The sequence below is a fragment of the Chryseobacterium sp. ERMR1:04 genome (assembly GCF_001297705.1).
Classification (GTDB): Bacteria; Bacteroidota; Bacteroidia; order Flavobacteriales; family Weeksellaceae; genus Chryseobacterium.
Genome location: NZ_LIRF01000005.1, coordinates 373662 through 390053, shown reverse-complemented (window position 1 = coordinate 390053; position 16392 = coordinate 373662). Strand labels below are relative to the sequence as shown.

Sequence of the window (16392 nt, the reverse complement as noted above, 5' to 3'; positions counted from 1 at the left end):
TTTTAATTTTTCTCAAATGAATATTGCTGATACACGGCATTGATCAAATCTTTACTGTCTATATTTTGATTGAAAATAGGATAATGAAATTGGTCTAATTTATTCAGAATACGAATTAATTCCATCTTTTCAGAATAGTTTAGGTTTCCTGCCACAATGTGGGTTGCATTACGGATTTTTTCCATTTGGTTTTCCAAGGCTTCCATTCCCTGATCCGTAATTTGTATTAATTTTGTTCTTTTATCCTCAACTGAGTCTTGCTGATGCACCCAACCTTGCTTGATCAATCTGTTAATGATCAACATTCCCACAGGCTTATCCTGAATATTTTTTTTGATGAGTTCCATTTTGGTCATCTCACCAAATGCTTTCAAATTGATCAGATAAATAAAATCTTCCTGCGTGGCAAAGTCAGAACCCGAAATAGCAGATTTAGAATAGGTCTTTGCATATCTGTTAAGATGAACCAATAAAGTACTGATCGCACTTTCCGGACTTCTCCCGTTTTCTTTACCCTCCCAATTTGGAGTATCGGTTTCATCATCATTCGTCATAGATTCTTTATGACAAACCCATGATTTGAATCCTTCAATGGTATCCGCATACTGAGAATTTTTATTTTCAGTCTCAAATTGCTCCAGTAAGCCTACCACATCTTTAACAAGATCAAAATTCATAACCCTAAATTTAGAATACAAATATACCAAATTAAATAACATTTAGTTTATTAATGGATTAAAATTCAATTTTTTTTACCTAAAATCAGAAATATGGTTTATAAATATACTTTTTAAGATGAATAATTCAGAAAGATTAAGTAAATCGATCTAGCTCGCTTCCCAAATATTCATATAACAAAAAACCGCTACCGCATATATTTCATTACTCAATTAGGAAACAAAAAAACCTGTTAATCAAACAATTAACAGGTTTTTAAAGTAAATATCTTGCGTTTTAATTAAACAATCAACTAAAACTACTTATATCGTGCAGGCATACTCGGATTACTCATCACACTGCATTTTTTCACATCAATGGTTGTGGTTGCGGTATTATTGGTTGTATCTGTATCCGTTATTTCAGTTGTATTTGCAGTTGAAACATCTTTGAAAGTTTGATTTGCTTTTACCCCTCTAATGTAATCTCCTGTAATGGTAACTATACCTGAAGATTTTGCTGCTAAACCTACGACACCATTAATTTCATTGGTGGTAAAATTAGAAGTCGGTATCGTAGAGTTGGTAAAACCACTGCTTAAAGACACACTTGTAATTTTAAATTGCGAAGATGTAAGCAGCGTATTGGCCGCATTGGTTACTTTACTAGTGAAACTGATATTGTTCAATGCTGCTGCTGTATCATTCGTTACCTCAACTTTAAAACTTACTGTATTTTTCTTTTCATTACACGCAAAAGGAAAATCTGCACGGCTGTCTACTCTTAAGTTCCCAGGCGTCGTTAACAAGATATTTCTAATTTCCTGAAAATTAAAACCTCCTCCTGTTGAAGCTGCAAATCCTAATTTTAAATTCGCAGGTATTGGGTATGTTGTCCCGTTCAATGTATAATTAAGAATTTCTGTAAAAGTGGTTTGATTTTGCTTTCTCCATTTGATCGTGATTACATAATCATTTGCTGGCTTTGTAATGCTTATCTGTACTCTTCTGTAAAAAACATCACTTGCAGGTCTGGATGTAGTTACGGTATTATAATCAATCTCGTCTCTCTGTCTGATTGCATTTAAAGTTCCAGTTCTATCTCCTAAATCAACTCTTGTTAGGTAGGTGTTTGATTGCGAATAGGTAGAACTACTAGGGCCTCGAACGATAATAGAGTTCGGAACTGCATTGGCGCTACCGCCGTTTCTACTCTCTGTATTTGTCGCGTAATTACCATAAGCATCAAAACCAATCCCCAGATATCCGCCTGACAAACCAGTAGTTCCGGAAGGATTACTAAAAGTAGCATATCCTAACGAGCCTCCGTAACCTCCGAGCTTAAAATCAGTTTCACTCACTGATGCGTTAAACAAAAAGACAGAGAACCCATCAGCACCAAAATATGTGGGATCTGACACATTACGCCATTGCACATATTCAAAATCTGCAATCACTCCCAAGGTGGTAGGAAACCCCTGCATTACATACATATACCCTTTCTGGTTGGTTTTTGCTTCGGTAAGTCTTAACCATCCTGCCCCATTTATATCTGCTCCGCTGGCAGCAGTTAGATAGGCATTATCTCCAATCTTTAATCCCGCAGAATTATTAGATTTCAAAGTATTGGTAATGGTAAATTGTGCGAAAATAGTTCCTGTAAAAGAAATTAAAAGGATGAAACTTGCTATTAAATATTTTTTATAAAAAATCATTTTAATACATTTATTTAACAACAAATACAATATTCATGAAACTTGCTTCTGTAGCGTTACTGCTTACGGTGTAGTTCATTACACCGTTGGCATTTATGGTTACTCCTGTGAAAACAGTGGAATCAAGATAGGTAACATAATATTCCAAATCCCCTCTTTCCAACACAGGAATTTTCCCTGCCGAACCTGTACTTGATACTGCCGGTGTACTGAATTGTGTTAAATAAAGTTGATATAAATCTTTGGTTCCTGCTCCTAGTGTTGTGGTATCAAACAAGATAGATGGCATGTAGAAAAACTTTGGCATCGTTAATCCCACCCACTTCGAAATACTGTTTTTATAATAGTAAAATCCGGGGCTTGTGATATTGGATGTTTTTGTAGTTGGAGTTCCCGGAGCACCTGTAGCATAAACAACCGTTGAATTTTGATCTGCACCATACAAATTATCTTTTGCTGCCAGCTCTGTTCCTGTTATTCTTACGGTAAGAAACCCTTCTGCACTTGTTGTATTTACTGATTTGTTAATGTCTAAAGATGCTTTGGGTGTAATTGTATTGATTCCAACTTGCGCATTTAAAGTTAAAGCTGAAAAAAAGCCAATTGATAAAACTAAATTCCTCATTTTTTAAGTATTCATAATTATTTTCGCAAATCTACTTAAAATGAATAATTAAAATAACCAAACGTGGTATCTCGATTAATTATAACAAACTTATTATCAAGCTTAATTATTAAGATTCCGCACAATAATTTTTACAATTCCATATAATCATATTGGAAATACGCCATCCATTCAACAATTAAAAAGGTTTAAAACTAACATATTCGTAAAAAAAAATCCCTTAAAAATGCTTTTTATTGCAATTCCACAATATTTTATTATTTAAATCTAAATATAGTTTTTACAAACCCATCAAATTACATTATTAATATAATTATCACAAAATAGTGAAGAAAATGTAATTTTAAAAATTTTGAATTAAATATTATCTTTGAAAGTATTCTGTTTGTTATAATAAAACTTTGAAGAGTGATATAACTTTTTGAAACAGGCCTAATAATTCACTTTTTTTTAATAAAAAATAAGCAATTAAAATCTCGTAAAAAGTGAATAAAATGAAATATAATAGATTTTATCTATACTTAATAATTATCAAATTTATTTCAAAATAATTCGTCAAATACCCCATTATAAACTCTATTTTAAGACTCATTTTCATTTATAAAAAGGAATATTATAACAATTATCTACTTATTTCATCTTAAAAAGTGCTGTTGATAAACAAAAAACCCTTTAAACAATCGTATGTAAAGGGTTAAAATTTGTCTTAAAAAAGCTATAATTCTAATAGAAATATCGGTATTAAAAAGTGGAATTATCAACAATTAATAGATATTAAAAGGCAAAATAGCTCTATCATTATTTCCATCCTCCTCCTAAAGCGGCATACAAATTCACGACTGCCTGAAGCTGTTGAAGCTTATCTGTAACCGCACTTTGTCTTGCACTTAAGAGACTTTGTTCTGAAGTAAGAACGTCTGTATAATTGGTGGCGCTGGTATATTTTAGTAATTCTTTTGTAAAATGAACTGCTTTTTCAAGATTAGCGATTTGCTCCTGACGAGAAGATGATTTTTCATCCACCATCTGATATTGATAAAGCGCATTAGATACCTCCTGCCCTGCGGTAAGCAATATTTTACTGTAATTATATTCTGCAGCTTCGTAATTGGCCTGTGCTATTTTTAGTTTCTGTTTATTGAGACCGTTATTAAAAATAGGCTGTGTCAATCCACCCACAACATTGGCTAAGAAAGCGCCTGCATTGAAAACAGACTTCAACTCTGTTGCATACAAACCTGCCTGTCCCGTTATCGTAAGCGAGGGATAAAATGAAGCTTTGGCTACATTTATCTGTTCAAAATAACTTCGCAGTTGCAGTTCAGCTTCTTTTACATCAGGCCTGTTAGCAAGTAGTTCCACCGGCAAGCCCGTTGACAACTCATTATACGTCTGCTCATTAAAAAGTGAATCTCTTTTAATAGCTCCCGGTGCTCTTCCCAGCAATAAAGACAATGTATTTTCGGTCTGACGAATATTATTTTTGATATCGGGGACGGTAGATTTTACAGCATAATAATTCGCTGCACTTTGTACCACTGCAGCGCCCGTAACCACATCACTGTTCTTTAAAATTTTCATTGTTTCTGTATCTTTAGAATATACCTCCAACGACTGCTGAACAATCGCAAGCTGCTCATCATACGCAAGTAATTGATAATATGAAACAGCAATATTGGCAACAAGCTGCGTCTGTACCGCCTGTCTATACGCATCACCGGCAAGATAGCTGGCATACATTGATCGTTTAGTACTTCTCAGTTTACCCCAAATATCCACCTGCCAAGATGAAAGTGCATAGAGCTGATACACCTGTGAATTAGATGCCTGACTACTGGCAGGATGATAAGCACCCGCCGAAGCATTACCAGAAAGCGAAGGTAAAAACGCCTGCTTACTCTGTACAAAATTAGCTTCTGCCGCTTTCAGATTGGCCGTAGCCGTTTTCAGATCTAAATTATGATCAATCCCCTCACTAATGAGCTGTTGTAATAATGGATCTTTAAATATTTCTTTCCATGAAAGTACAGCAATACTTTTGGTAGCAGACTTTGCTGAGTCTCCAAATAAATTATCCTGAACTGATTGTTTATTGGCATAAGGTTTCGTAACATCACAACTGTAAAGTACCGCTGAAAATGCTGCAATCTGTAGAATAAACGTATATTTTTTCTTCAATGGTTTCATGCTTTTCATTCTAAGATTATTTTTTGTTTTCAACAATCAGTTCATCATTCTCGTCATACTTATTAGACTTTATTTTCTCCTGTAACCCTTGGAAAATTACATATAATCCCGGGATTACAAATATCCCCAATAAAGTTCCGAACAACATTCCACCAATGGAACCAATACCAATTGATCTGTTCCCATTGGCACCAACTCCGGTAGAAAACATTAAAGGCATTAACCCAAAAATAAACGCCAATGAAGTCATTAATATCGGACGGATCCTGATTTTAGCTCCTTCCAGTGCGCTCTCCAACAATCCCATTCCTTCCTGTCTTTTTTCCAGAGAAAACTCAACCATCAGAATAGCATTTTTAGCCAAAAGACCAATCAGCATAATCATACAGATCTGCACATAAATATTATTATCTATTCCAAACAATTTTGCAAACACAAATATCCCGCTTAGCCCCACAGGGAGCGAAAGAATAACCGCTAAGGGAAGAATGTAACTTTCGTACAAAGCACTCAGCAGCAGATATACAAAACAAAGACTCAGCAGAAATATAATACTGGCCTGAGAGCCTGAATTTTGCTCTTCTTTACTCATTCCGCTGTATTCAAAACTATAGCCTGGCGGTAAAGCCTGAGCTGCCACTTCGTTGATTGCCTCCATAGATTGTCCGGTACTATATCCGGTATTAGGAGATCCATTGATTGAAATAGCATTATACATATTAAAACGAGAGATAGAGGAAGGTCCAAATACCTTTTTCATCGTCACATATTCTGAAATTGGGCTCATGGTTCCGCTACTTGTACGTATTTTGATATTGTTCATCTGCTCAACCGTGCCTCTGTAAGGATTATCAGCCTGAAGAATAACCTGATACTGCTGACCAAATTCTGTAAAGTTGCTTACATATGAACTTCCATAATACACATTCATCAGATTTAATATATCCGAAGGTTGCACCCCATTATCTTCACATTTAGCAATATTAATATCTACTTCATATTGAGGGAAATTAGGGTTAAATGCGGTTGCTGCATACTGTATTTCAGGTCTTTTATTTAATGCTGCCAGAAAATTTTGAGAGACTGCATAAAAATCACTGATGCTATGCCCGCCTCTGTCTTCTATTTGAAAAGTAAAACCTCCACTCGTTCCAAAACCACTGATGGTAGGTTGTTGCATGAAATTAATTGAAGCGCCCCGAATATTTTTTGTTTTGTCTGTAAGCTGTGTTATAATATCTTTATCGGTGATGCCGGGCCGATCACTCCAAGGCGTAAGTCTTAAGATCAACATTCCGTAAGAACTTCCGCTTCCACCTAATTGATTTTGCCCCAGCGTCGTCATAGATGCCTGCACCTGAGGAATGGTATGAGCAATGCTATCGATTTGCTTATTGATAAGCTGCACCCTTTCTTTGGTCGCCGCAGCTGGCAAGGTGACATTCACAAAAACAGTCCCCATATCTTCCGCAGGAACAAAACTGGATGCCACACTTTTAATTGTAAAATAAAATAGTCCTCCAAAAGCAACAACAATAATAGCCGTTAACCATTTTCTTCTGATCAGAAAGCTTACTGCTTCCGTATATTTTTTGATTACTTTTTCATAATTTGAATTAAAGCCATTCTTCATTTTTTGAAGAAAACCTTTTTTAGCACCTACTTCTTCCTGCTTGTGTGGTCGTAAAAACATGGCAGCCAAAGCGGGACTTAACGTCAATGCATTTACCGCTGAAATCATAATGGCAATCGCTAATGTAATTCCAAACTGTTTGTAAAATACACCCGCCGAACCTCCCAAGAAAGTCACCGGAAGAAATACAGAAGCCATCACAAGTGTAATAGAAACAATGGCTGGTGCAATTTCTCCCATGGCATCAATAGCTGCTTTTCGAGGTGAAGTATAGCCCTGTTCCAATTTACTGTGAACCGCTTCTACCACTACAACGGCATCATCTACCACAATACCAATCGCCAATACCAAAGCAAATAAAGTAAGAAGGTTAAGACTGTATCCAAATAAATACAAAAAGAAAAATGTTCCTATAATAGATACCGGAACCGAAACTCCATGGATAATCGTAGACCGTACATCCTGTAAAAAAATAAGGATTACGAGAAATACCAGTAAGAAACATTCAACAAGCGTATGCAATACTTTGGAGATACTTTCATTTAAGAAGTTGTTGATGTTGACCAGCTCCAGCATTTTTATTCCCGAAGGAAGAATTTTAGAAGCATCTGCCATTACTTTCTGAGCTCCAACGATTACTTCCTGCGCATTAGAACCCGGTGTCTGGCTGATAGCAATGGCTACTGCAGGTTTCCCATTGATTGCCGTAGCACTGGTATAGGTTTGCGTTCCTAAATCAATTCTGGCAATATCTTTTAAATATAAATACTGTCCGTTTCCGATTGACTTAACAATCACTTTTTGAAATTGATCCAACGAAACCAACGTCCCGGAATAGGTAATATCATATTGAAAGGCCTGCGCCATATTATCTCCAATTTTCCCCGGAGCAGCATTGAAGTTTTGGGCATTTAATGCCGCTGTTACATCAGAAGGAACCAATCCGTACGCCGCCATTTTATCCGGTTGTAACCAAATACGCATGGCATACGTCATCGCACCGCCAAATACACTGGCACCTCCTACTCCTTTTGCTCTTTGCAACTGCGGAACAATATTGATGGCCGCGTAATTTTGTAAAAACTTCTGATCATATTGTTTTTTATCGCTGTATAATCCTACAATTAACACGTTACTGCTCTGTTGCTTTCTTACCGTTACTCCGGCTTGGGTTACTGCTTGCGGAAGTTTAGACAATACCGTACTTATACGGTTTTGCACATCTACAGCAGCCTGATTAGGATCTACTCCTACTGCAAAATACACACTGATACTCGCCGAACCCGTATTACTTGCTGAGGAAGTCATGTAGGTCATACCCTCCACCCCGTTTATCTGTTGTTCTAATGGATATACTACGCTGTTAATCAACGTTGTTGTATTAGCACCGGGATAAGACGCAGAAACCTGAATGGTAGGCGGAGCAATATCCGGATATTGTGCTACGGGTAAACTGCTTATTCCCAAAATCCCCAATACGATAATGATGACAGAAATTACTGTACTCAATACCGGCCTTCTTATAAATAATTTTAGCATGACCTATGGGTTTGATTTAGTTTTCATCGTACGGTAAATATCCTCTGAATTTGCAGGTGTTGGCTTTATGACTGTACTGTCACTAATATTAAGTCCATTAAGAACCACCTTATCGCCAGCATTTATACCACTTTTCACCACCACAAAATTACCATCATCAGTCGGCGAAGTAGTCACAGCCATACTCATTACCTGATTGCCTTTCATGAGTTTATAAACGAATGACTTATCCTGCATCTGATAAATGGCTATCTGTGGAACCAACAGAGAATTATCCATATTCACAGGAATTCGGATGGTGGCACTTGCTCCGTTTTGAATAAGTCCTAATTTATTATTAAATATCGCCTTGAAAACAGCTGTTCCTGTACTGCTGTCGATTCCGCCACTGGCTGTTTCCAGTCTTCCTTTTTCCGGAAAGACCGTTCCATCTGCCATCACCAACGTTACAAGAGGCATATTGTTCAACTTTTCAGTGGTTGTATTGCCTTTCATATTGCCTAAAAATTCCAACAACTGTTTTTCATTGAGAGAAAAATAAGCAAATACATTCGTTGTATTCGATAATGTAGTCAACGGATCCGTTGCTGTACTGCTCACTAAAGCACCAATTTTAAAAGGAATAAGGCCAATGGTTCCACTCTGAGGACTTCGTATATATGTATACCCTTGATTGGTTAATGCATTCGCAAGCGTTGCTTTTGCCTGAGATAAAGCAGCTTGCTCAGACTGTAAAGCGTATTGCGCCGAACTGAGCTGGTATTTACTTACAATTTCCTGCTCTACCAAAGGTCTTGCTTTCTCCACGTTCATACGGGCGGTATTCACGTTGGCTTCTGCAATTTTTATAGCGCCTTTAGCAGTAACAATATCCTGTTCGTATTGAGGATTTTTAATTCTAAATAACAATTGTCCTTTTGTTACCGTTGCTCCTTCCGGCACATAAATATCCTGAAGGTAACCAGATACCATGGGCTTGATCTCAACCACATTTTCACCTTGTATTGAAGCCGGGAAATCATTGTAAACTATAACTTGTCTGGGAGCTAACGTCAAAACCTGATACGATTGTACAGGCGTTTCTTTTGTCTTTACTTTTTTGTCACCACAGGATAGCAGTATCACTGAAATAAAAAGAACAAATTTATTTTTTATCATAGGAATGTGTTTACATAAAATAAAGTTAAATAAAAACACAGAATTGGTTAAAAACTTTCTGTGTTAAAAATCTAATTTTTAATTTTATGATTATAAAATTAGTATTTTAATAGTTAATTTTCAAGAAAAACATTCAATCTTAACTTATTTTCACATCATTAACGAAAACCCATAAATCATAAATGAGAAATACATAGTACTCCATTTCACAAAAAATTAAAGAACCAAGAAAAAAAATATTACTAAATTGAGGCTTTAATTATATTTGATTTAGCAAGTCTTTGCATTGAAAATCAATTATAAAATAGGATTATAACCCATTTCAAAAATCATTTTAAATCCCAATAATTCTTCAACTCTGATATACTTTTTATATTCAGTTCTTTTGATTGTTCTCTGCGCATCATTAATGCATACGAATTATTAAACCCAAGTGGTTTTAGCCATTGAATTCCATATTGTTTTTGAAATTCTGAATTAACGTATTGGTAAGTCTCATCGGCACTTTGACTTACTTTTTTAATGGTTTCTTCGGTAGGTTTTAATAGTACTAAAAGTCCGGTTCCTGTATATTCGGGATAAAAATCAATCGCATCATTCATCAAAGCATCAAAACAAATTTTGGTTCCTCCCAATCCTGTTTTTGTTTCTACTTTATAGTTGGTGTTGCCTTCAATCAACATTTTATACATTTCTGTGAGAATATACTGTTCTCCAAAGATCTTCGAGCCAATTCGCACCGTTCCGGAATTTCCTTTTCTCGAACTTGTATATAAATTGTTTTTAATTAAAAAGTCTTTAGCAATTTTTTCAGGAGTCTGATGTAGATAATCGGATTTATAATTGAGATCAGTCATGATTGAGTCGTTAAATTTACCCGATAATAAATTCAACGTTTTTTCTAATTCAGGAAACTTTTCTAATGTTTTGGTTTTAATGATCGGGGCGGCAAAATAGGGCGGAAATATTTTCTTGTCGTCATTCAACACATACAAGTCAAACGCTTTAATTCTGCCATCTGTAGAATATCCACTGATCAGATCCAATTCTTTTTCATACGCTGCTTTATACATAATAGCATCGCTTACTACAACAGGATTTACATTTAATCCATACACCGAACGTAAGCCAAGGTCACCGTCTTGTCTGCCCATAAATTCGGGCGTAAAACCTGCTTTAAGTTTATTGTCTGAAACAGAAGTTAGAAGGTAAACACTTCCAACAATAATCAATATCGCAGGAACTATATATTTCAATTTTTGTAGTAATTGATAGCCTGATTTTTGTAAAACAGCAATCGCCTGATCCAAAACAACAGCCAATAATGCTGCGGGAATTGCCCCTGCCAAAATCATATTGGTATTATTAAGGGAAATTCCACCGAAGATAAATTCACCCAAACCACCTGCTGCAACAAATGAAGCCAACGTTGCCACTCCGACATTAATGACGGCTGCCGTTCTTATTCCTGCAATGATAACAGGCATTGCCAATGGAAGTTCCACTTTAAAAAGAAGCTGAGTCTTATTCATTCCCATTGCTTTTGCCGATTCAATAACGGTTGAATTCACTTCTGTAATTCCCGTGTATGTATTTCGAATGATGGGTAAAAGCGCATAAATTAATAAGGCTGCAATAGCTGGTGTAGCCCCAATTCCAAAAGCAGGAATCATAAAACCTAGTAAAGCGATACTCGGAATGGTCTGTAAAATACCCGCAACACCAAGAACAGAACTTGAAAGTTTCCTTTTTCGGGCGATCAATATTCCCAAAGGCAGCCCCACAATAATCGCTAAAAGCAATGACAAGAAAGTTAAGCCAAGATGTTGGGTGATTTGGGTTAATAACTTCTCATGCTGTTCAATAATAAATTGCCAAAGACTCTGCTGCGTCATACGATCTGTAATTTTCGATACTCATTAAATGCTTTAATCAACATTTCGTAATGCGTTGTATTTTTATGATTTGAACTTAATTTTTGCAATGCATTCCAAACACTGGTGGTTTCTTCAAAATTAAATTCTTTATGCTCATTTTCTGAGTCCATAAAGCCATTCACATCTTTTAAAGTAGCAACTTTATATTCCAATAACAATCGGTTTTCGGCAAAAAAATCAATCACAAAATCATTGGTAGGCTGATAAAGCATTTCTTTTGGCGTCCCTATCTGAATAATTTTACCTTTATCCATCAAACATACCCGATGTCCTAATTCAAAAGCCTCCTGCACATCATGGGTAACGAGGATGATCGTTTTATTTTTAAGTTCTTCCAGCGATTTAAATTCGGAATGAATATCTGCTTTGGTGATATTGTCTAAGGCTCCAAAAGGTTCATCCATCAATAAAATCGGTGAATTGGCAATCAATGCTCTGGCAATTCCTACCCTTTGCTGCTGGCCACCACTTAATTCCTCGGGAAAACGATGAAGTATATCTTCAGAAAGGTGAAGTTTATGGAGAAGTTCTTCGGTTCTGTTTTCTGTCTTTTTTTTATCCCATTTTAATAATTCCGGAACTACCGCAATATTTTATTTAATGGTGTAATGAGGAAACAATCCTGAATGCTGCATCACAAAACCAATTCCCATTCTCAACTCTTCTACTTTTTGATCTCGGACATTTTTTCCATCAATCAATATATTTCCGGTATCTGCTTCTATGAGACGATTGATCATTTTAAGCGTTGTTGTTTTTCCACAACCGCTGGTTCCCAAAAGCACCAATATTTCTTTATCTTTAACCTGAAAAGAAATGTTATCTACTGCGGGTTTTCCGTTAAAATTCTTTGAAACTGATTCTACTGTAATCATTGGCAAAAATTATTGAGCAAGTCTGATTCCTGTGAATTGCCATTGTAAACCGGTCTGGAAAAAGTTACGGTAGGTATTTCGGCTATGTCCAAGAGGAGTCGCTTCCGAAGCACCGCGCAAAACCATTTGATTGACCATGAATTTCCCATTGTACTCTCCCACTGCTCCGGCTTCTTTTTTAAAATCAGGATATGGTAAATAGGCAGAATTGGTCCATTCCCAACGACTTCCCCAATTGAAATAATCGGAGGCTACTTCCCATTCTGCTTCTGTTGGCAAGCGCATTCCCTTCCATGATGCAAAAGCCGAAGCCTCAAAGAAATTGATATGACAAACGGCTTCGTCAAGGTCTAATTCCATCAAACCATTCAACGTATAATACATCCATTGATCATCCACCATATGCCAATATAAAGGGGATTTTGCACTGTTTTGTTTTACCCAATCCCAGCCTTCAGCGTGCCAATGTTTGAAATCGGTATACCCTCCCGCTTCTATAAATTGTACATATTCTCGATTGGTCACTAATTGATTGGCGATTTTAAAATCATTCAAGAAAACTTTATGCCTTCCTAATTCATTATCGAAACAGAAACCTTCTCCATTAAAACCAATTTCATACACTCTTTCCGAGAAGCTCAGCATTTCAGTATTTCCTGAAAATATTTCTTTAGTAATACGCTCCTTTTTATACGCCGGAAAAAGTGGATTGTGTCCTAAAATATATTTAATATCGGTAATCAATAATTCCTGATGTTGCTGCTCATGATTAAGTCCAAGCACTAATAAAGGCTCCACCGCTTCCGTCATAAATGCACTTTGAAGAAAGGCTTCCATATGTTCGTCAACGTATTTTCTGTATTTGTAAATATCTGAAACTGAAGGTCGACTTAAATTCCCCCGATCGGTACGGATAACTCTCGCTCCAATGGTTTCATAATAGCTATTGAAAACAAAATTATATTGCGCATCAAAAACTTTATAATCCGGAAAATTGGACTGCAGGATAAAGGTTTCAAAAAACCAGGTGGTGTGACCCAGATGCCATTTGGGCGGGCTCACATCTACAATAGGCTGCACGACGTAATCTTCAATTTCCAAAGGCGCACATATCTCTTCAGAATACCTGCGAATATCTGTATAATTTTTAACCAGATCTGTTGTGATTGGGTTGGGGGTCATCTTTTTCAGTTTTTTAGTTCTTTACTTACTTTACTTGCCAGACGGTATCTACAAACCATTTTTTGGAATCTTTAATTTCTCCGATCATGCTGAAACCGGATTTCTCACCTAATTCCTTTATTTTCTCCTCTGAAAATTTCTGTGAAATTTCCATGTCGATCAATTCATTTTCTTTAAATGAAATCCTGTTGTTTCCGATGTTGATATTCTGCTCTGTTAAACTTACTAAAAAACTTTTACACGCTCCACTTACCGGATCGTAGGTTTGGTAATGCTGAAATTGTTGCAGATCAAAATTGGCATCAAGTTCGGTATTGATACGAGTCAGAAGATTAAGGTTAAAAGCGGCGGTGATGCCTTCTTTATCATTATACGCATTTAATATCGTGTGAGGATTTTTCTTCATATCAAAACCTATTAAAACGACATCATCAGAAGCTAAATTTTGATTTAAATCTCGGCAAAAGCTTTCGGCTTCTTCGAGACTCATATTCCCTATATTACTTCCCAGAAACAAAATCACCTTTCTTTTGGAAGATAAAGAAGCCGCTTTTTGTAGCATTTCAAAATACTCTCCTTCCAGCTTTATCATTTTTAAATCTGGAAGTTCATTGTTTAGCTTTTCATGTAAAATAGAAAGGATATTTCCGGAAATATCAATGGGCATATAGGTAAAATCGACTCCCCTTTCAACCAAATATTTTAGTAAAAAAGTAGATTTCATAGCATCTCCCGCTCCGAGTTCAATTAAGTCAAAAGGTTCGTTGTCTGGGGTAATTAAACGGGCTAAATCTGCTGTTTTGTTTTTGAAAATATCCAGTTCACATTTTGTGAGATAATAATCCGGCATGGCCATGATTTTCTGGAAAAGATGGTCCCCCGTTTTATCGTAAAAATATTTTGAAGATAATTTTTTAGGATGGCTTTGTAAGCCTTGTAAGACGTCAAATCGAAAACTATCTTTATGAAAATTTTCCACTTGAGAATCTTGATCTAACTGTACGTTCATATTTTATATTTTGTGTGGTTTTTAGGTAACTACAACTATCTTGCCGTGCACATCACTCTTCATAAAATTTATTTTCTTCTACAATACCCTCAACTAAATATAAGCTTAATTCATGTAAATTTTACATACCAATAAGAATATGACTGTAAATTATTTAAAAAAAAGGCAACCCATCAATCATAGCGATTTCAGAATTACCTTTACTTTCCAGAAACAATTCAAAATTATTCTGTCAGTTCCACCCAGTTTCCTTCAGGATCTTCTATCACACTTTCGTAATATCCATCGCCTGTTGTACGAGGTTCGCCTACAATCGTATAACCATCTGCCCGTACTCTATTGGTTAGAATATCTACCGCCTCCTTACTTCCTAAAGAAATCGCCAAATGGGCAAGTCCCATTAACATTCCTCTTGTATTTGAATTTTCAATAACGTCGGGACGTTGCATTAATTCTAATCTTGCCGATGTATTTTCCGATGGAGATGATAAGAAATACGAAGTGTACTGCTTTGTTGGGTTTACATACTTTTCGTTGCTTTTCATGTTGAAGTAATTCATGTAAAAATCACGGGTCAGTTCAAGGTCATTGCACCAAATGGCAATATGTTCAATTTTCATAATTTTATTTTTTAATTCATTTTATTTTGCAAAGTTATGCAAATTTGCATAACTTTGCAAAATAAATATTTAATCTTATGAATGATTTGAAAACAATTAGAGCTAAAAGAGCAACCCAATTGATTTTCTTGGTATGTGGTTTAGGCATTGCCAGCTGGGCTCCCATGGTTCCCCTTGCAAAAGACAGGTTATTATTAAATGAAGCTAATCTAGGAATGCTTTTGTTATTTCTCGGAGCCGGAGCCATCCTGATGATGCCGATTTCAGGTTTGTTGATCAGAAAAATTGGCAGCCGTAAAGTTATTGCTGTAAGTGTCGTTTTAAGCGCTTTCATCTTACCTTGGCTTCTTGTTATTTCCAATGTGTATGTAATGGGATTATTTCTTTTTGCTTTTGGTTGCGGAATAGGAACCGTAGACGTGGCTATGAATACCCACGGCGTGCAGGTTCAAAACTTATATGACAAACCTATTATGTCTTCTTTGCACGGACTTTTCAGTGTGGGTGGACTTTTCGGATCATTAGGTTTAGGATTTCTAATGAAAATGGGACTTAATCCTATTTATGCCGCGATTACAATCTCATCATTGCTTATATTACTATTAATTACTCAATATAAAAATCTTTTCACCCTTGAAAAAGAACAAGAGATTATTCTAAAATCCTCATCTATCGATAAAAAAGAAGAAAGCAAAGGGAAAATGCAATGGCTAGATTACAGAGTTTTGGTATTAGGCTTTATGTGTTTCATTGTATTTTTATCTGAAGGTGCTATGCTAGACTGGAGCGCAATCTTTTTGAGAGATAACAGAGGGATAGAAAACGAATTTACAGGAATCGGATATGCTGCATTTTCCGTTGCAATGGCAGCGATGAGATTATCCGGAGATTCATTGGTTGGGAAATTAAACAGCAAAATAATTGTGGTCGGAGGAAGTGTTTTGGCCGCCGTAGGAATCGTCATTATTGTATTCAGTCCATGGTTGCTGGTATCTATTTTGGGATTTGTTCTACTGGGAATGGGCGCCGCTAATATTGTTCCTGTATTTATTACAGAAGGAGGTAAAATTAAAGGAATATCACCCACAGTAACCATTCCCGTGATCACAACATTAGGCTATGCCGGTCAACTTGCCGGTCCTGCATTGTTGGGAATAATTGCTCATTATTTTTCTTTGTCAATTGCTTTCGAAATAATAGCTTTGCTTTTTATTCTTGTTGCCACTATCTATCAATTCCGAAAAAAATAAATCATT

General features: G+C 36.1%; 11 protein-coding genes and 1 pseudogene. 1 reads left to right on the top strand and 11 read right to left on the bottom strand.

Annotated elements, in window-relative coordinates:
• Nucleotides 1-2: 2 nt before the first annotated feature.
• The 11 genes and pseudogenes from AMQ68_RS12160 to AMQ68_RS12110 form a co-directional block, all read right to left on the bottom strand.
• Nucleotides 3-677, bottom strand: coding sequence for a MarR family winged helix-turn-helix transcriptional regulator (locus AMQ68_RS12160; protein ID WP_054510900.1), 675 nt, complete (start codon nucleotides 675-677; stop codon nucleotides 3-5).
• Between the two features lie 299 nt (nucleotides 678-976).
• The gene (locus tag AMQ68_RS12155; protein WP_054510899.1) at nucleotides 977-2371 is read right to left on the bottom strand and encodes a hypothetical protein; all 1395 of its coding nucleotides are present in this window, start codon (nucleotides 2369-2371) and stop codon (nucleotides 977-979) included.
• Nucleotides 2372-2381: 10 nt separating this feature from the next.
• Nucleotides 2382-2996 carry a hypothetical protein gene (locus tag AMQ68_RS12150; RefSeq protein WP_054510898.1) on the bottom strand — a complete coding sequence of 205 codons (615 nt, stop codon included), beginning with the start codon at nucleotides 2994-2996 and terminating at the stop codon, nucleotides 2382-2384.
• Between the two features lie 798 nt (nucleotides 2997-3794).
• Nucleotides 3795-5192 carry an efflux transporter outer membrane subunit gene (locus AMQ68_RS12145; protein ID WP_241775115.1) on the bottom strand — a complete coding sequence of 466 codons (1398 nt, stop codon included), beginning with the start codon at nucleotides 5190-5192 and terminating at the stop codon, nucleotides 3795-3797.
• Between the two features lie 7 nt (nucleotides 5193-5199).
• Nucleotides 5200-8355: an efflux RND transporter permease subunit gene (locus AMQ68_RS12140; RefSeq protein ID WP_054510897.1), complete on the bottom strand. Its 3156-nt coding sequence runs from the start codon at nucleotides 8353-8355 to the stop codon at nucleotides 5200-5202.
• Nucleotides 8356-8358: 3 nt separating this feature from the next.
• Nucleotides 8359-9513 (bottom strand): efflux RND transporter periplasmic adaptor subunit, encoded by a 1155-nt coding sequence (locus AMQ68_RS12135; protein WP_054510896.1) that lies wholly within the window; start codon nucleotides 9511-9513, stop codon nucleotides 8359-8361.
• A 329-nt stretch (nucleotides 9514-9842) separates the two neighbouring features.
• Nucleotides 9843-11408 carry an ABC transporter permease/substrate-binding protein gene (locus AMQ68_RS12130; protein WP_054510895.1) on the bottom strand — a complete coding sequence of 522 codons (1566 nt, stop codon included), beginning with the start codon at nucleotides 11406-11408 and terminating at the stop codon, nucleotides 9843-9845.
• Nucleotides 11405-12325, bottom strand: a pseudogene (locus AMQ68_RS25825) (ABC transporter ATP-binding protein). Before AMQ68_RS25825 ends, AMQ68_RS12130 begins: the two are co-directional and overlap by 4 nt.
• Nucleotides 12326-12334: 9 nt before the next feature.
• Nucleotides 12335-13507 carry an ergothioneine biosynthesis protein EgtB gene (egtB, locus tag AMQ68_RS12120; protein WP_054510894.1) on the bottom strand — a complete coding sequence of 391 codons (1173 nt, stop codon included), beginning with the start codon at nucleotides 13505-13507 and terminating at the stop codon, nucleotides 12335-12337.
• Nucleotides 13508-13532: 25 nt separating this feature from the next.
• On the bottom strand, nucleotides 13533-14516 hold the full coding sequence (locus tag AMQ68_RS12115; protein WP_054510893.1) for an L-histidine N(alpha)-methyltransferase: 984 nt from the start codon (nucleotides 14514-14516) through the stop codon (nucleotides 13533-13535).
• Nucleotides 14517-14740: 224 nt separating this feature from the next.
• Nucleotides 14741-15136, bottom strand: a complete 396-nt coding sequence (locus AMQ68_RS12110) for a VOC family protein (RefSeq protein ID WP_054510892.1) — start codon at nucleotides 15134-15136, stop codon at nucleotides 14741-14743.
• Nucleotides 15137-15213: 77 nt separating this feature from the next.
• Here AMQ68_RS12110 and AMQ68_RS12105 point away from each other — a divergent pair, with 77 nt between their 5' ends.
• Complete coding sequence (locus AMQ68_RS12105) at nucleotides 15214-16386, top strand: MFS transporter (protein WP_054510891.1); 1173 nt, start codon at nucleotides 15214-15216, stop codon at nucleotides 16384-16386.
• Nucleotides 16387-16392 lie beyond the last annotated feature (6 nt).